Source organism: Cryobacterium sp. 10I5 (genome assembly GCF_035019865.1).
Taxonomy (GTDB): Bacteria; Actinomycetota; Actinomycetes; order Actinomycetales; family Microbacteriaceae; genus Cryobacterium; species Cryobacterium breve_A.
This window is the reverse complement of the sequence record NZ_JASJVI010000020.1, coordinates 1-16,378: the sequence shown is the minus strand read 5'-3', so window position 1 is coordinate 16,378 and position 16,378 is coordinate 1. Positions and strand designations below refer to the sequence as shown.

General features: G+C 69.1%; 13 protein-coding genes. 8 read left to right on the top strand and 5 right to left on the bottom strand.

Annotation, left to right across the window (positions count from 1 at the left end):
- Window positions 1-70 precede the first annotated feature (70 nt).
- Window positions 71-322, bottom strand: a complete 252-nt coding sequence (locus QN350_RS07765; protein ID WP_322137706.1) for a DUF4242 domain-containing protein — start codon at window positions 320-322, stop codon at window positions 71-73.
- Window positions 323-428: 106 nt separating this feature from the next.
- Here QN350_RS07765 and QN350_RS07760 point away from each other — a divergent pair, with 106 nt between their 5' ends.
- The gene (locus QN350_RS07760; RefSeq protein WP_322137705.1) at window positions 429-2,231 is read left to right on the top strand and encodes a BTAD domain-containing putative transcriptional regulator; all 1,803 of its coding nucleotides are present in this window, start codon (window positions 429-431) and stop codon (window positions 2,229-2,231) included.
- Between the two features lie 133 nt (window positions 2,232-2,364).
- On the opposite strand, the gene QN350_RS07755 is transcribed toward QN350_RS07760, so the two are convergent.
- The 3 genes from QN350_RS07755 to QN350_RS07745 form a co-directional block, all read right to left on the bottom strand.
- A complete protein-coding gene (locus QN350_RS07755) occupies window positions 2,365-3,417 on the bottom strand; it encodes a diacylglycerol/lipid kinase family protein (protein WP_322137704.1) in 1,053 nt (350 codons plus the stop codon).
- Window positions 3,418-3,554: 137 nt separating this feature from the next.
- Window positions 3,555-5,498: a DUF2207 family protein gene (locus tag QN350_RS07750; protein WP_322137703.1), complete on the bottom strand. Its 1,944-nt coding sequence runs from the start codon at window positions 5,496-5,498 to the stop codon at window positions 3,555-3,557.
- A 159-nt stretch (window positions 5,499-5,657) separates the two neighbouring features.
- The gene (locus QN350_RS07745; protein ID WP_323507833.1) at window positions 5,658-6,554 is read right to left on the bottom strand and encodes a hypothetical protein; all 897 of its coding nucleotides are present in this window, start codon (window positions 6,552-6,554) and stop codon (window positions 5,658-5,660) included.
- Between the two features lie 378 nt (window positions 6,555-6,932).
- On the opposite strand from QN350_RS07745, the gene kduI reads away from it, so the two are divergent.
- From kduI to QN350_RS07730, 3 genes are read left to right on the top strand one after another with little or no spacing between them, the layout of a single operon-like run.
- On the top strand, window positions 6,933-7,781 hold the full coding sequence (kduI, locus tag QN350_RS07740; RefSeq protein WP_281535569.1) for a 5-dehydro-4-deoxy-D-glucuronate isomerase: 849 nt from the start codon (window positions 6,933-6,935) through the stop codon (window positions 7,779-7,781).
- Window positions 7,781-8,716: an IclR family transcriptional regulator gene (locus QN350_RS07735; protein WP_322137701.1), complete on the top strand. Its 936-nt coding sequence runs from the start codon at window positions 7,781-7,783 to the stop codon at window positions 8,714-8,716. The genes kduI and QN350_RS07735 overlap by 1 nt, the downstream gene beginning before the upstream one ends.
- On the top strand, window positions 8,713-9,480 hold the full coding sequence (locus tag QN350_RS07730; RefSeq protein WP_322137700.1) for an SDR family NAD(P)-dependent oxidoreductase: 768 nt from the start codon (window positions 8,713-8,715) through the stop codon (window positions 9,478-9,480). The genes QN350_RS07735 and QN350_RS07730 overlap by 4 nt, the downstream gene beginning before the upstream one ends.
- Before the next feature lie 165 nt (window positions 9,481-9,645).
- Here the strand turns inward: QN350_RS07730 and QN350_RS07725 are convergent, their stop codons facing one another.
- On the bottom strand, window positions 9,646-10,668 hold the full coding sequence (locus QN350_RS07725) for a LacI family DNA-binding transcriptional regulator (RefSeq protein ID WP_322137699.1): 1,023 nt from the start codon (window positions 10,666-10,668) through the stop codon (window positions 9,646-9,648).
- A 168-nt stretch (window positions 10,669-10,836) separates the two neighbouring features.
- On the opposite strand from QN350_RS07725, the gene QN350_RS07720 reads away from it, so the two are divergent.
- The 4 genes from QN350_RS07720 (at window position 10,837) to QN350_RS07705 (ending at window position 16,183) form a co-directional block, all read left to right on the top strand.
- Window positions 10,837-12,873 (top strand): beta-galactosidase, encoded by a 2,037-nt coding sequence (locus QN350_RS07720; RefSeq protein WP_322137698.1) that lies wholly within the window; start codon window positions 10,837-10,839, stop codon window positions 12,871-12,873.
- A complete protein-coding gene (locus QN350_RS07715; RefSeq protein WP_322137697.1) occupies window positions 12,870-13,838 on the top strand; it encodes a sugar ABC transporter permease in 969 nt (322 codons plus the stop codon). The genes QN350_RS07720 and QN350_RS07715 overlap by 4 nt, the downstream gene beginning before the upstream one ends.
- Window positions 13,839-13,960: 122 nt before the next feature.
- Entirely contained in the window at window positions 13,961-14,767 is an 807-nt protein-coding gene (locus QN350_RS07710) for a carbohydrate ABC transporter permease (protein ID WP_134446013.1), read from the top strand.
- A gap of 87 nt (window positions 14,768-14,854) precedes the next feature.
- Window positions 14,855-16,183: an ABC transporter substrate-binding protein gene (locus tag QN350_RS07705; RefSeq protein WP_416173001.1), complete on the top strand. Its 1,329-nt coding sequence runs from the start codon at window positions 14,855-14,857 to the stop codon at window positions 16,181-16,183.
- The last annotated feature ends 195 nt before the right edge of the window (window positions 16,184-16,378 follow it).

Below are 16,378 nucleotides of genomic sequence, written 5' to 3'. Positions count from 1 at the left end.
CGCGGCATCCGTTCGGTCGGTCATGTCGCCTCATCGCACTCTCCCTCGGCGTTCGCGAGCTCCGCGGGCTCTAGACGTGCTCGCTCACCGGGAAGACCGCATCGGCCACGAGACCGTGTGCCTCCCGGTGAACAGTGGTGGCGGCCTCGGCGTCTGGCGCTTCGACCAGGCAGAAGATCTTGCCGGCGTCTTCGGCGACCCAGTACCGCAGGTACTTCACGCCGTGGGCGTCCTGCTCGGCGAGATCCGCCCGATGCGCCCCGGCGACGGCCTCGGCCGTGACTCCGCCATCGATGGTGTGAACGTCCATGTACAGCGACATTGTTTGGTTTCCTTTCGTGTGGCCTCGACGTTTTCGAGGTTCTGGATACCATTGAGCATCTTCAGCGTTTGACGGAGCGTTTGACTGTTTCCCGGATGTGGAACTCATGAGTTTTGTCGTGCAACTCCTCGGTCATCCGGCCATCGATGACGGCGGTGAGCGATCTCCCGCCTTTCGCAGCCGGAAAAGCTGGGGGCTGCTGGCCTACCTCCTTTCGACCGAACGGCCGCCGTCGCGCAGGCAACTCGCCGCCCTGCTGTTCGGCGAGGCGGACGACCCGCTGCGGGCGTTGCGGTGGAGCATCGCCGAGATTCGCCGTGCGCTCGGCCCGGACGGGTCCATCGTGGGCGACCCGGTGGTCCTGCGGATGCCCCCGCACGCCACGGTCGATGTCAGCGTCGTGACGCGCGGCGAGTGGGCCGCGGCAGTGAGGTTGCCGGGCCTGGGCCTGGAGTTCCTGGAAGGCGCGACGTTCCGGGACGCGGCGCCCTTCGAGACCTGGCTGCTGTCGGAACGCCGCCGGCTCGCAGCGGCCGCCGAGGCCATTCTGCACGAGGCGGCCCTGGGGATGATGTCCCGAGGGGACCTGGAGGCGGCCATCGGTTGCGCAGTGCGGTTGATCGGAATGAACCCCCTCGACGAGAACCACCAGTCCCTCCTGATCCGGCTCTACCGGCTGACCGGCGACGATGAGGCCGCGCGGCGACAGTTCGACGCCTGCGCGGAGCTGTTCGTCGCCGAGCTGGGAGTGGACCCGGGCGCGGCCGTTCAGGCGGCGCTGCGGACACGGCGGGTGCACGTTGACGGCACGGCGGACGCCGCATCCATTGCCGCAACGGTCGAGGCCGGCCGCTCAGCGGTCGGCGCGGGAGCGGTCGAGGCCGGGGTACAGACCCTGCGGCGCGGCGTGGCCCTCGCGGACACCGGCTCGTCCGGCCGGCTGAAGATCCTCGCGCGCCTCGCCCTCGCCGAGGCTCTGGTGCACTCGCTGCGCGGCCAGGACGAGGAAGGCCTGGCCGCACTGCACGCCGCGGACGAGGTGGCCAGGGAGTTGCACGATCCGGGCCTTGCCGCCGAGGCTCGCGCCGAGATCGGCTACGTCGACTTCCTGCGGGCACGCTACGACCGGGCAGACGTGTGGCTGACGGATGCGCGCACGCTCGGCAGGAATTCGCTCGCGATGGCCGCGAAGGCCGACATGTACCGGGGGGCGGTCGAGAGCGATCGTGGTGACTATCCCGCCGCGCGGAGGCATCTCAGCCGAGCCGTGGACGCCGCGCGCTCCGCGGGCGAAGTCCGGCTGGAGTCCTTCGCGCTGGCCATGCTCGGCCGGTTCCACGTGCTCCGCCACGATTTCGACGCGGCTGCCGACAGCCTCGATCTCGCGCTCGAGCTGTGCGAGCGAAGCCACTGGCTCGCGTTCGTGCCGTGGCCGCAGGCACTTCGTGGTGAGGTCGAACTGGGTCGAACGGAACCGGAGCTCGCCGCTGCGTTCTTCGACCAGGCCTTCGCCAGGGCCTGTCAGCTGGGCGATCCGTGCTGGGAGGGCATATCGGCCAGAGGACGCGCCCTCGCGGCCGAGGCGACCGGCGAATCCGACCGGGCGTTCGAGATCCTCGCCGACGCGCGCATCCGCTCGAACCGGCTCGCCGACCCCTACGTGTGGCTGGACGCACACATCCTGGACGCCCAGTGCTCCCTCGGGCTGCGTCACGGGCATCCCGAGACCGCGTCCTGGGTCGCGGCGCTTGGCGCGCTGGCCTCGCGTACGGGGATGAAGGAGTTCGTGGTGCGGTCCCTGCTCCACGCGGAGGCCCTCGGCGACGACAATGCCGGACGCGCGGCGCGGCTTCTCGGCGCCGAGATCGACAATCCGGCCCTTGCCGCACTGCTGAGCGTCGGCGGGTAGTCGTTTCCCGGCCTCCGAGTCGGAGAAGTGCAGGGAACGTGCTCGGCGGTTTCGCCGGGTGCGGTTCACCGGCGCTGCGGTCTCCGTCGCAGCGGCCGCGAACCCGGTGCAGGCCGGGTCCCGGCCGTAACGGCTACGCGGTCGGGGCGGGCACCCGCACGGTGAGGCCGCCCGGAGAGATCCAGGTCTTGAACGCGATGGCCGAACCGAATTCGTCGCCGTCGAGCTCGATCTCCTCCGGCCGGTGCAGGCGCACGACGAGCTCGGTCCCGGTCGCGTAGTTGAGGGCGTCGACGTCCTTGGTCCTCAACCGGCGCCCGAGCGGGGTGCGGCTGAGCACCCCGTTCTCCCAGATCACCTTGGACAGGATCTGCACCCAGCCGAGGACTCCCTTCGGCTTGAGCACGACGATGTCGAAGTGCCCGTCGTCGACGACCGCGTCGGGGAGCAGCACGATCTCGGCCGGAAGCAGGCCGCAATTGCCGATCATGATCGTGTGCGCCCGCATGGACTGCGCGGGCTGCTTGTCGAGGCTGTACCGGAAGTGCAGGTCGTTCCGGTCCTGCCCCACGGCGACGAGGGCCTTAACGTATGCCAGCCAGCCGACCTTCGCCTTGAGGTCGTCGTCGGTGTTGGCGAGCATCTTGGCGTCAAGGCCGAGACCGGCCATGACCAGGTAGGCGTGCCGGTCGACCGTGCCGTCGGCGCGCCGGACGTCGATCATGCCCACGTCGATGCGGCGGTCGGTCCCGGTGAACGCCGAGCGGATCGACCCTGCGGAATCGTCGAGGGCGAGTTTGAGGTTGCGGGCGAGCAGGTTCCCGGTGCCCGAGGGCAGCAGGGCGAGCGCGCGGTCGGTGCCGTGCACGACCTCGGCGACCGCGCGCACGGTGCCGTCGCCGCCCGCCACGATGATGACGGATGCGCCCGCCTCGATCGCCTGCCGGGCCGCGCCTTGTCCCGGGTCGTCTTTCGAGGTCTCGAACCAGAGTGTCTCCGGCCAGCCGGCGGCGGACTCTTCGGTGGCGACGGAGGCCTTGAGCGCGGGAAGGTCGACCTTGATCGGGTTGTAGACGACCGCGGCCAGGCCGGTCCGGGTGGCCGCGTCGGCGTCGGATCCTCGCAGGAACGTGCCGGGCGCGTCGGCGCCGCGCGCGTTCGGGGTGGTCAGGTCGGTGTCCGTCATGGTGTCCTCCGGGTTGGGCGCGGGGGTTCGGTCCCGCGCGGCTCGGCGGCCACTCTCAAGCGACATCCGTCATTGGTAGGACGGTGTCGCAGCTCATTCGTCACGCCGATCGACAGAATTTCCTTACCTTTTCATGTTCAGGGGGTGCGGTCAAGGTCCCGCGGGAGCCACCAGCCGCGGGGCAGCGCGCCGGCCGACGCGAGGTCGAGTTCGCGTCGCCAGCCACGCTCCAGGCCGAACAGGATGGCGTAGGCGAGCAGCGGGTCCGTGAGGTCGGCGACCTCGACGGATGCCCGGCGCTGGGTGTACAGCGCGCCGGAGGGGCTCTGCAGGAAGTTGATCCGGAGCTGCTCGGCGACCCGGATGTACTCCCGCAGGCCGAGCAGGTGCTCCCGGGCGAGGGCGCCCTTCCGGGTCAGCGGGTAGCGGGTCACGGCAAGAGCGAATGCGCTGAAAGTGACGGCGGCGCTCGCCACGCTCACCCAGAACAGCAACCAGGCCTGCGATTCGATGCCGTCGTAGGCGAGTTGGCGGGAGAGACCCCATTGCAGGGAGGTCGTGGCGATGACGCCCCAGGTCAGCAGGTCCCGGACGAAACCGTTCGGCACCCGTCGGTAGCCCTCGGCGAGGGACCGGCGCCAGCCGCGCAGGCTCAGTTGCCGGAATGCCGGTCTCAGCAGTCCGCCGCGCACGTCGAGGCGAACGGGTCGCATCGAGCGTTTGGCGGGACGTCTCTTCGTGCTGATGATGCGGGCGTCGCCGAAGACGGCGTTGAGCAGGTCCTTGTCGGCGTCGGTCAGGGCCGTCTCATGCACGTATTCGAACTCGTACCAGTGCCGGCCGGCGGGGGAGTTCGCGCCGTCGTTGCCGCCGTCGACCCTGCCGTCGGTCACGGGACTCACCCGGAGCAGTCGCACGTTGCCGCGCACAGCCAGGTCGAGCAGGGAAGCGACGATGGACCGGCGGCTCCGGCCCAGGATGTGTGAGGCGAGCATGAGGTCGACGCCCGCCTGGGGCGTGCTCTCGGCGATGACGATGCCGCGACCTGAGGCATTCCGCCACACCGTGGCCCGGGCGAGGAGCCCGAGCAGGAGCAGCCCGACGCCCACCAGGATCGGCAGGAACGGCGCGAGCAGGCGCATCCACTCGAGGAGCGAGCGGTCGGAGGGCACGAAAGTGCCGTCGGCGAAGTGGAACTCCACCCAGACCGTGCCGAACGGCGGCAGCGTGGAGAGCACCCGGTTGTGGAAGACCGCCTGCCCGGGCTGGGCGAGGGGATCGTCGTCGGCGACCCGGTCGAATGAGGCGGTGCTGCCCAGGATCGCCCAGGCGACGCCCCAGTTCGGTTCTCCGGTCAAGTGCGCCGCGAGCGCTGTGTCCATGCGCACGGTCACGTCGATACCGCCGATGCCCTGCAGCCAGCGCTCGCCGGTCACGCTCCAGTTCAGGCTGTCCTCGAACGCGGTGTTCTGGGCGTCCTGGACATGATCGGTCAGCTCGGTCTGTACATAACGGATCAGGAACCGGTGGTCGCCGACGAGTCGGGCGCCGGTGTCGGTGGAGATCTTCCAGGTGTCGCCGCTGCGGGTGACCGTGAACGGAACGGCGGTGCCCTCGGCATCCGTCACCGAGGTCACCGTGGTGTGCACGGTGTGGCCGCGGCTTTCGGCGACCAGGTAGCGGGTGATGCCGGTGGCCGTGGAGTCGGAGCCGAATATTCCATCGACGGTCTCGAGCACGGTCGCCCGCGAGTGGCCCTGCGCGTCGGCGTCGAGCGTGTAGTCGACGGAGAGGTTGCGGATCAGGAACTCGTCGGCGGAGGTCTTGGCCGGGTGCAGGTACTGGTCGAGGGTGTCGGGCGGGGTGAGATCCTTGCCGAGCAGCATGGCCAGCCCGGCCAGGGTGAGGAGCACGCACACCGTGCGGAGGATCAGCCGCTTGCGGCCGATGCCGATCGCATCCGCCCAACGATCGAGGCGTTCCAGGCGCCGGCCGAATGCGGCGACGAAACCGGATGCTACCGGTGTCGCCGGTTCCACCGGGCTGGCGTCGTGCGCTGGGCTGGAGCTGGAGTCGGCCATCCCGCCAGCCTAGGGGGCGGTTCGATGCGCGGCTGTCGCGCTCGCGACCGCTCTGGACCGCGGTGTTCGTGACCGGCGTGGGTGCGGCCCGTCCCGGACGTACCCGCGCTGCCGGGAGTGGCGGGGGAGTGCACCAGTGGCGCGACGTGGCGGCCGGTGTCAGAGGCAGGCGAAGACGGTCAGGCGCCACTGTCTCGTCTCGAAGGCAATCCGGACGATGTAGGAGTACGCGAAGTCGTAGTCGAAGGTATACGAGGTGCCGCCCTCGACCATGATGTCGTCGAAGGCCTCGCCCTGGCACATGGGTCGGTAGTTGGCGTTGTTCTGGACAACGGGAGGGTACAGGAAGCTGGGGTAAGGCAGGACCTTGATGTCCGGGTAGTTGGGCGTCGTGCCGCCGGTGCTGCCGGTTCCGCTCGACCCGGAACTCCCGGAGGCACCGGAATTCCTGGAGGCGGTCGCTGCGGCGACCCGTGCGGCTTCAGCGGCGGCGGCTTCGGCTGCGGCTTGGGCTGCGGCCACGGCGGCCGCCTGATTTGCCGTCAGTGCGGCATTCGCGACGACGACCGCGGTGAAGGCCTTCGGCAGTTCCCCCTGGGTGATGGCCGCGGCGCGCAGTGCGCGAACGGCCGCGGTGACAGCATCCCGGGAGTTCTGATCGGCAGCGGTCTGCACACCGACGGCGGTCTCCGCTGCGGTGGCTTCCGCATCCGCGATGGCCTGGAGCCGTCGCACGACGACGGAGCGAGCTTCGGCGATCGCCCGGGGGTAACCGGCGTGCGCGGCCAAGCTCAGCCGGTCCCGAGCGACGTTCACTTGAGCGACGAGGGTCGGGTCGACGACACCGGCCAGGCCCGTATCGAAGTCATCCAACGGGAGAACGAAAAGGGCGACTTCGGTGCGCAGCGCCGCCAGTTCACTCACGGCTCGCGCGGCCGTCGCCGCGAGGGTCGCACGCCTGGCGTCCTCGGCGACGACCCGATCGTGTTCGGCCGAAGCCAGCGGGATGCCGATCCCGGCGGTAAGGAGGGTCGCGAGACCGATGGCGATTGTCACAGCGAGCACGGTTCGCTGCTTCCGGGACCGCACGGGGAGCCGCACCGCGGATCCGTCGGCAGGGGAGGTCGAGTCAGGCCCGTCCGCGCCACCCGGTGCGGGGCTGGGCCGATCCCCGCCGGCTGCGGTCGTGTCGGTTCCTGTTCCGGTGCCCATGCAGTCCTCGCTTCATCGGTGATCGGGGGACGTCGGTTGGGCATCCACGGGATACACCAGCGCACCTCTCGTCAGGCTATCGGGTGGCCGCGCGGCAGCCGGATCCCCCATTCGAGGCTCGTCACACCAGTCCGACGGTCGCTGTCGGTTTGACCGAGGGCGCATCAGCGCTCAGAATGGAACTAAGTTCCATTTTGGGGCCGTGAAGCGCAAGGAGTCTCCGTGCAGATCCGCAATGCCACCAGCCCGACCGAAGTTCAGGGAATGACGACCGCCGAACTGCGCGAACGCTTCCTCGTCACCGACCTCTTCGTCGACGACGAACTGCGGGCCGTGTACTCGCACGAAGACCGCGTCATCCTGGTCGGGGTCAGCCCGGTCACGTCCCCGCTCACCCTCGAGAGCTTTCCCGAACTGCGCACCGACCACTTCTTCGAGCGCCGCGAGGCCGGGGTCGTCAACGTCGGCGGATCCGGAACCGTGGTCGTCGATGGCGTGCCGTTCGACCTCGGACACGGATCGTGCCTGTACATCGGGCGCGGGGCATCCGTCGTCGAATTCATCTCGGACAGCGCGAGCGCCGCGCCCGAGACCGAAGACGCCGCCCGCTTCTACGTCTTCTCCGCTCCGGCGCACACCGCGTACCCGACCACTCTCGTGCCCGCCGGAACCGGCATCGTGCGCGAGCTCGGCGACCAGTCCACGTCGAACCGTCGCACGCTCAACCAGTACATCCACGAGAACGGCGTGCGCAGCTGCCAGGTCGTGATGGGCGTGACGAGCCTGCACGAGGGCAGCATGTGGAACACCATGCCGGCGCACACCCACGACCGTCGCATGGAGGCCTACCTCTATTTCGACCTGCCCGAGGCCGCCCGCGTCGTGCACCTGATGGGCGAGCCGACCGAAACCCGCCACCTGATCGTCGCCAACCGCCAGGCGACCATCGCGCCGAGCTGGTCGATCCACTCCGGCGTCGGCACCTCGAACTACTCCTTCATCTGGGCCATGGCCGGCGAGAACCAGTCCTTCGACGACATGGACGCCGTGGACATCACGGCCGTTTCCTGATGACCGCTGACCTGGCCGGCGAGCGGATGCCGTCGGCCCCCGCCGCCGTCCGGGTCGCCGCGGACGTTGCGCCCGTTCTGCCCTCGTCAACGCCGGCGGACGCCGCGCTCGCCGCGCCGACCGCGCACCCCGCCGCGCCGACCGCGCACCCCGCCGCCCCGGCCGGCGCCGCCGAGCGCACCCTCGTCGTGCTCGAGGCCGCCCTCGAGCACCCGAGATTCTCGGACGTCGTCGCCGCGACCGGCCTGCCCAAGGCCACCGTGCACCGCCTGCTCGCGACCCTCGTGACCCAGCGATTCCTCGCCACCGACCCGGCCGGCAGCTACCTGCCGGGCCCGGCGCTCCTCGCGATCGCCGGCCGGGCGCTCGCCGGCATCGACATCTCCGCGATCGCCCAACCCTTCGTCGACGTGCTCGTCGCCACCGTGGACTGCACCGTCCACGTCGGCTACATCGCCGGCGACTCGATCGTCTACGTGATGCGCAGCGACTCCCGCAAGCCGTACACAATGCCGTCCCGCGTCGGCCACGCCGCCCCGCTGCACACCACCGGCATCGGCAAGGTCATCCTCGCGAGCTATCCCGACGACACCGTCGACCGCATCATCGCAAGCGCCGGCCTCGCCCGGGTGACGGATGCCTCGATCACCGACCCGGACGCCTTCCGCCGCGAGATCGCCGACGTGCGCTCGCGCGGCACCGCCCGCGACCGCGGCGAGAACGTGCCCGGAATCGCCTGCATCGCGGCGCCCCTCTTCGACCACACCGGAACCGTTCGCTACGGTCTCAGCGTGTCCACGCTCTCGATCGAGCACACCGACGCCCAGATCGAGGCGATGTCCGGGCCCCTTCTGCAGGCCGCTGCCGCGATCTCCAACGCCCTCGGCTACCAGGGAAGCGCATTCGCGACCACAACGTTAGGAAACAACTCATGAGTGTCCTGAATCTCTTCGACCTCAGTGGCAAGACCGCCGTCGTCACCGGCGCGAGCCGCGGCATCGGTTTCGCCATGGCCGTCGCCCTCGCCGAGGCCGGGGCGGACATCGTCGGCGTCTCGTCGAGGATGCCCGAACACGGCAGCGCGATCGAGACCGCGGTCACCGCACTCGGGCACCGGTTCACCGCACTGCACGCCGACTTCGCCGACCGGGCCGAAGTGACCGCCCTCGCCGCCGAGATCACGGCGCTCGGCCCGGTCGACGTGCTCGTCAACAACGCCGGCACCATCGCCCGCGCGCCCGCCGCCGAGCACCCCGACGAGATGTGGGACCGCGTGATCGCCGTCAACCTCTCGAGCCAGTTCGTGCTCAGCCGGGAGATCGGCCGCACCATGATCGCGCAGGGACACGGCAAGATCATCTTCACCGCCTCGCTGCTGAGCTTCCAGGGCGGGCTCAACGTGCCCGGGTACACGGCCTCGAAGTCCGCGATCGCCGGACTCACCAAGGCCCTCTCCAACGAGTGGGCGCCGCTTGGCGTCAACGTCAACGCCATCGCCCCCGGGTACTTCGCGACCGACAACACCCAGGCCCTCCAGGACGATGCCGGCCGGTCCGACGCCATCCTCGAACGGATCCCCGCCGCCCGCTGGGGCACCCCCGCCGACCTCGCCGGAGCGACGGTCTTCCTCGCATCCGCCGCCTCGGACTACGTGGACGGGATCGTCCTCCCCGTCGACGGCGGCTGGCTCGGCCGCTAGCCGCCACACTCCCGCTCCTGCTTCCGCTCCCGCTCCCGCTCCCGCCCCACGAACCGGGCCACGACCTCCCGCGAGAGTACACTTTTGGCCCTTAAACCCGTGGTTTAAGGGCCAAAAACGTACTCTCGCGAGGGAGAGCGACGGGTGCAAGGCGGGGCAGACGGGTCAGGCGGAGTCGCGCCAGACGATCGGGGTGGTGAGCAGGATGCCGCCGAGCTCGGGTTCTTCGCCGCGCAGCTGGGCGAGCACCGACTCCGCGGCCCGCTCGCCGAGGCCCGCGGCCGGCTGGTGCACGGTCGAGAGCAGCGGCTGGCAACGCAACGCCCAGGCGCTGTCGTCGAAGCCGACGACGCCGACGTCTCCTGGAACGCTGCGACCCGCCTCGCGGAGCGCCTCGAGTGCGCCGGCCGCAACGGCATCGGATGCCGCGAACACCCCGTCGAGATGGGGCTCGGCGGCGAGCAGCGCACGCATGCCCTTGACGCCATCGGCATACGCGTAGAACGGCACCCGGGCGACGAGGGCCGGGTCGAAGAGGGGGCCGAGGGCATCCGTGAACCCGGCGAGACGGTCGGCACCCGAGTCGCGGTCGAGGGCGGAGGCGATCATGCCGACACGCGTGCGGCCGGTGGCGAGCAGGCGGTCCGTGATCGCGCGCGCCGAGCTCCGGTTGTCGATGCCGACGAACGGCAACTTCCGGAGGTCCGGCGGATGCCCGACAAACGCCGACGGCAGTCCCAGCTTCTCGATAATGCGCGTGATCGGGTCATTCTTGCGAGCCGACACGACGATGACCCCGTCGACGAAGCCGCCGCTTAGGTACCGGGCGACCCGGTCGGTGTCCCGCTCGGAGTCGATGATGAGGCAGACCATCTGGAAGTCGGCGAGGGACAGCGCGGCGTTGGCCCCGAGCAGGATCTCGCCGATGTTGGGGTCTTCCAGGAAGAGCGAGTGTGGCTCGTGCACGATGAAGCCGATCGCCTGCGAGCGCTGCATGACGAGGTTGCGGGCGGCGGTGTTCGGCACGTAGCCGACCTTCTCGATGGCGGCCTCGATCGCGATCCGCGCCTCGGCGGACACGTAGGGCTCGTCGTTCACGACCCGGCTCACGGTGCCGCGCGAGACCCCGGCCTCGAGGGCGACATCGTGGATCGTGGCACGTCTGCGCTGCCCCGGATTGGTCACCATTCGATAACTGTATCGCCCGTTTCGCGAAATGGTCCTTGACACGGATCGCGATCCGTACTTACTCTGTGTACGTTCACAGATCACCGGTACGGCCTTTTTTTTCCGCCGGCTCTGTGCACGTTCACAGACTATCCGGCGGATGCCGGTGCCAATGACGTCAGGGAGCCGATGAACGCGCGAGCAGCAGTCCAGAACGAGGCGGCCCCTGCGGTCCCGTTCGCCCACGACGGCCTCGCATACGGGTGCGACTACAACCCCGAGCAGTGGGGCCCCGAGACGTGGGCCGAGGACATGCGGCTGATGCGCGAGGCCGGCGTCGACCTCGTCGCGATCAACATCTTCGGCTGGTCCCACATTGAGCCGCGGCCGGGGGAGTACGACTTCGCCAACCTCGACACGATCATCGACCTGCTGCACGCGAACGGCATCCGGGTCAACCTCGGCACCGGCACTTCCTCGCCGCCGCCGTGGCTCACCACGCTGCACCCGGAGATCCTCCCGGAGACCGAGGACGGCAGCATCCGTTACCCCGGCGGTCGCCAGGCCTGGTGCCCGAGCTCGCCGGTGTTCCGCGAGCATGCCCTCGCCCTCGTCGAGAAGGTCGCCGAACGCTACGGCCGGCACCCTGCGATCGCACTCTGGCACGTCTCCAACGAACTCGGCTGTCACAACGCGCTCTGCTACGACGAAGACAGCACGGTCGCCTTCCGGCGCTGGCTCCAGGCGCGCTACGGCACCATCGCCGCGCTCAACGCGGCCTGGGGCACCTCATTCTGGAGCCAGCAGTACGGCGAATGGTCGGAGATCCTCACCCCGCGCCTCACCCTCTCGAGCCGCAACCCCGGCCAGGTGCTCGACTTCCACCGGTTCAGCTCCGACGAACTGCTCGACTACTACCGCAGCGAACGCGACATCATCCGCCGCCACAGCGCGGTGCCGGTCACCACCAACTTCATGGTCACCGCGCACATCCGCAACCTCGACTACTGGCAGTGGGCCCCCGAGGTCGACGTGATCGCCAACGACCACTACCTCGACCACCGCCTCGGCGACCCCGTCACCGAGCTCTCCTTCGCCGCAGACCTCACCCGCGGGCTCGCCGGCGGGGCACCCTGGCTGCTGATGGAGCAGGCGACCGGCGCCGTGAACTGGCAGCCTCACAACCTCGCCAAGGCTCCGGGGGAGCTGACCCGAAACTCGCTGACCCATGTCGCTCGCGGCGCGGACGCGGTCTGCTTCTTCCAGTGGCGGGCCTCGCTGCAGGGCTCGGAGAAATTCCACTCCGCGCTCGTTCCCCACGCCGGCACCGACACCGAACTCTGGCGCGAGGTCGTCGCGCTCGGTGCCACACTCGACCGGCTCGTCGACGTCGCCGGCACCCGGGTCGTTGCCGACGCCGCGATCATCTTCAGCTGGGAGGCGTGGTGGGCCGGTGACGGTGAGTCCCGGCCCTCGCACTCCGTGGAGTACCTCGGCCAGATGCACGCCGCGTACACGGCGTTGCACCGGCTCGGCGTGACCGTCGACGTGGTCGCCCCGGATGCAGACCTGAGCCGGTACCGGCTCGTCGTCGTGCCCACGCTCTACCTGGTGAACGACGCGGATGCCGCGAACCTCAGCGACTACGTCGCGAACGGCGGGCACTCGGTCGTGACCTTCTTCAGCGGCATCGTCGACGAGGACGACCGGGTGCGCCCCGGCGGCTACCCCGGAGCGTTCCGCGAGCTGCTCGGCATCCGCGTGGAGGAATTCTCCCCGCTGTTGCCTGGCCGGCAGGTCGGTCTCGACTCCGGTGCGGCCGCCGGGCTCTGGACCGAGCGGCTGCACCTCGACGGCGCAACCGCGATCGCCCGGTACCTCGACGGCCCCCTGCCGGGCTTCCCTGCGATCACCCGCAACAGCTTCGGCCGCGGCACCGCCTGGTACCTGGCCACCGCCCTCGACTCCGACGCCCTGCGTGAGGTGATGCGCACGGCCACCCAGGCCGCGCACGTCACCGCGCTCGGCCCGGAATCGGACGGCTCGATCGAGGTCGTGCGTCGCGCCGATGCGACGCACAGCTACCTCTTCATCATCAACCACGGCCACAGCACGATCGAGATCGCAGCCAGCGGGCGCGAACTCGTCACCGACGTCGCCGTCGACCGCATTGTGCGCGTACCGGCCGGCGCCGTGCGCGTCATCAGAGAGGACACGGCAGCATGAGCGCTTCCACCGCCCGATTCACGGATGCCCCGGGCGGCGACGCCCGCACGGCCCGCCGGCTCGCGAGACAGCCCGGCACCCGCCCGCGGCCCGCGAGGCCCCGGGTGCAGCACAAGCGCGCGATCCTGATCTTCGTGCTCCCGTTCGGCGTCCTGTTCGCCCTGTTCTACCTCGTGCCGATCGGCTACGCGATCTACGAGTCCCTGCTCGTGATCAAGCGGGAGGGCACCTTCGGCGCGGCGAGTGAGGTCTTCGGTGGCTTCAGCCAGTACGTGCTGGTCTTCCAGAACGGCCCGTTCTGGCAGTCCGTCGGCCGGGTGCTCGCCTTCGGCGCCGTGCAGGTGCCGATCATGCTCGGACTCGCGCTGCTGTTCGCGCTGCTGCTCGACTCCCCGCTCGTGCGCGGCAAGAAGTTCTTCAGGCTCGCGTTCTTCGTGCCGTACGCGGTCCCCGGCGTCATCGCCGCGATCATGTGGGGTTACCTCTACTCCCCGAACCTGTCGCCGTTCAGCGCGGTCACCCAGAACGTCAACTTCCTCTCCGCCGACCTCGTGCTCTGGGCGATCGCGAACGTCGTCACCTGGGTCTACGTCGGCTACAACATGCTGATCATCTACTCGGCGCTCCTGGCCATCCCGGCCGAGCTCTACGAGGCCGCCCGCCTCGACGGCGCCGGGCAGCTGCGCATCGCCTGGTCGGTCAAGATCCCGCTGATCATGCCCGCGATCGTGCTCACCGCGATCTTCTCCATCATCGGCACCCTGCAACTCCTCGCCGAGCCGCAGGTGTTCCGGAGCTTCAGCTCCGCCGTGACGAGCACGTTCACCCCGAACCTCACCGTGTACACGACCTCGTCGATCCCCAACGTCAACCTCGCGGCCGCGTTCTCGGTGGTGCTGGCCCTGGCCACCTTCGTGCTCTCGTTCACGTTCCTCAAGTTCACCCAGCGGAAGGAAGCCAAGTGAGCACCCTGGTCCCCACCCCCGAGACCTCCACCGGTGCCGGCGGCCCGGCCCGCGGCATCCGCCCCTCGACCGCGAAGCCGCCCCGTGCCCAGCGCGAGAGCCCGTTCGCCCGGGCCAGCGCCATGATCGTGATGGGCGTCTTCACGCTCTACTTCCTGGTGCCGGTCTGGTGGCTGCTCGTCGCCGCCACGAAGGACCGCGCCCAGTTCACCGGCACGAACCCGCTCTGGTTCGCGGACTTCTCCCTGTTCCAGAACATCGGTGCCCTGGTCAGCTACCGCGACGGCGTCTACCTCAAATGGATGCTCAACAGCGCGCTGTACGCCGGGCTCGGCGCCCTGGTCGGAACGATCATCGCCGGCATGTGCGGCTACGCCCTCGCCAAGTACCGGTTCCCCGGACGCGAACTCATCTTCAACGTCGTGCTCGGCGGGGTGCTCGTTCCCGCAACGGCCCTGGCGCTGCCGCTGTTCCTGATCTTCAGCCAGATCAGCCTCACCAACACGTTCTGGTCGGTGTTCCTGCCGAGCCTCGTCAGCCCGTTCGGGGTCTACCTCGCCCGCATCTACGCCTCGGCGAGCGTGCCGGACGAACTGATCGAGGCCGCGCGCCTCGACGGGGCCGGCGAGGTGCGCACCTTCTTCACCGTTTCGGTGCGGATGATGGTGCCCGCCCTGGTCACCGTGTTCCTCTTCCAGTTCGTCGCGATCTGGAACAACTTCTTCCTGCCGCTGATCATGCTGCGCGACGAGACGCTGTTCCCGGTCACGCTCGGGCTCTACGGCTGGAACTCGCAGGTCAACCAGATCCCCGTGCTGCGCGACTACGTGCTCATCGGCGCGCTGCTGTCGATCATCCCGCTCATCATCATTTTCCTGCTCCTTCAACGCTTCTGGCGGAACGGCCTCAGCGCCGGCTCGGTCAAGTAGCCCCCCCGCTTCACCTCCGCGTCACCCACAGCACCACCCGCCCGGAACGCCGGACGGTTCCTTTCCCAAGAGAAAAGAAGAAGACACATGCGAATGAAGAAAAGAGCGGTCGCCGTTGCCCTGCTCGCCGCAGCTTCGGTTGCCCTGACCGGCTGCTCCGCCTCGACCACTAGCTCCGACACCGCTGCCGCAGCCTGCGCACCGTCCACCGGCAAGGTCGACCTCACCTTCACCACCTGGGTCCCCGGCATGGAGGACGCCGTGGCGGTCTGGAACAAGGCGAACCCCGACATCCAGGTGAAGGTGCAGACCGGCCCGAACGGTAACGGCGGCACCTATCAGAACTTCTTCAACCAGCTCAAGGCCGGCAACGCGCCCGACCTCGGCCAGATCGAGTACGACGCGCTCCCGAACTTCCGGGTACAGGACGGCCTGACCGACCTCGCCGCCTGCGCCGGCGTGCTCGATGCGAAGAAGGACTTCGTCGACTGGACCTGGGGACAGGTCAACTTCGGCGAGGACAAGTCCGTGTACGCGATCCCGCAGGACGCCGGCCCCATGGCCATGTTCTACCGCGCCGACCTGTTCAAGGCGAACAACATCGCCATCCCGACCACCTGGGCCGAGTACACCGCCGCCGCAGAGAAGATCCGCGCGACCGGCGGCTACATCACCAACTTCTCCCAGAGCGACATCAACCAGTTCGCCGGACTCGTCTGGCAGGCCGGCGGCACCTGGTTCAAGAACGACGGCACCAACTGGACGGTCAACCTGACCGACCCGACCACCGCCAAGGTGGCCGCATACTGGCAGGACCTGATCGACCGGGACCTCGTCTCGACCAACCCGCCGTGGACCGATGAGTGGAACAACGCCTACAACACCGGCAGTGACTGGACCTGGAACTCCGCAGCCTGGGGTGCAAACTCCATCGCGAGCGGTGCCCCCGACACGGCCGGCAAGTGGGCCGTCGCCGAGTCCCCGCAGTGGGCTGCCGGCGACAAGGCCAGCGGCAACTGGGGCGGATCCTCGACCGCCGTCTTCAAGGGATCGAAGCACCCCTATGAAGCCGCGAAGTTCGCGCTCTGGCTGAACACCTCCGATGAGGCGCTGACCCTGCTGAACAAGTCCGCCAACCTGTACCCGGCGGCCAAGTCCGGCCTCGAACTGCCCGCGCTCAAGGCCGGAGTCGACTTCTACGGTGGCCAGGCCATCTACGACGTCTTCTCGAAGGCATCCTCGCAGGTCTCGCCCGACTTCACCTGGGGCCCGACCATGACGCAGACGTACAACGACGTCTCGGACGGATTCAAGGCTGCGGTCACTAAGAAGGGCACCCTGATCGATGCCCTGAAGACCGGGCAGACGGCTACGATTGCGGCCATGACGGCGCAGTCGATCCCCGTCAACAAGTAGGGGAGCTGCGGGTCGTGCGGGTCAGCTGACGCGCACGGCCCGCACCACTCGCTCGACCCGTTTGGCCCGTCCGATCCGTTCACGCCGAGTGAGCAGTTAGCAGCGAACTTCGTGATTCACACTCCCCAGGCGGATGCTCCGACCGGGCTGTTCCACCTCCGTGGGGGGGGGGGCCCCCCCGGGGGGGGGGGCCCC

Bases quoted from the DNA above. Each gene is read 5' to 3' on its own strand.
- QN350_RS07765 (WP_322137706.1), bottom strand. From the start codon at position 322: ATGTCGCTGTACATGGACGTTCACACCATCGATGGCGGAGTCACGGCC.
- QN350_RS07760 (WP_322137705.1), top strand. From the start codon at position 429: ATGAGTTTTGTCGTGCAACTCCTCGGTCATCCGGCCATCGATGACGGC.
- QN350_RS07755 (WP_322137704.1), bottom strand. From the start codon at position 3,417: ATGACGGACACCGACCTGACCACCCCGAACGCGCGCGGCGCCGACGCG.
- QN350_RS07750 (WP_322137703.1), bottom strand. From the start codon at position 5,498: ATGGCCGACTCCAGCTCCAGCCCAGCGCACGACGCCAGCCCGGTGGAA.
- QN350_RS07735 (WP_322137701.1), top strand. From the start codon at position 7,781: ATGACCGCTGACCTGGCCGGCGAGCGGATGCCGTCGGCCCCCGCCGCC.
- QN350_RS07730 (WP_322137700.1), top strand. From the start codon at position 8,713: ATGAGTGTCCTGAATCTCTTCGACCTCAGTGGCAAGACCGCCGTCGTC.
- QN350_RS07725 (WP_322137699.1), bottom strand. From the start codon at position 10,668: ATGGTGACCAATCCGGGGCAGCGCAGACGTGCCACGATCCACGATGTC.
- QN350_RS07720 (WP_322137698.1), top strand. From the start codon at position 10,837: ATGAACGCGCGAGCAGCAGTCCAGAACGAGGCGGCCCCTGCGGTCCCG.
- QN350_RS07715 (WP_322137697.1), top strand. From the start codon at position 12,870: ATGAGCGCTTCCACCGCCCGATTCACGGATGCCCCGGGCGGCGACGCC.
- QN350_RS07710 (WP_134446013.1), top strand. From the start codon at position 13,961: ATGATCGTGATGGGCGTCTTCACGCTCTACTTCCTGGTGCCGGTCTGG.
- QN350_RS07705 (WP_416173001.1), top strand. From the start codon at position 14,855: ATGCGAATGAAGAAAAGAGCGGTCGCCGTTGCCCTGCTCGCCGCAGCT.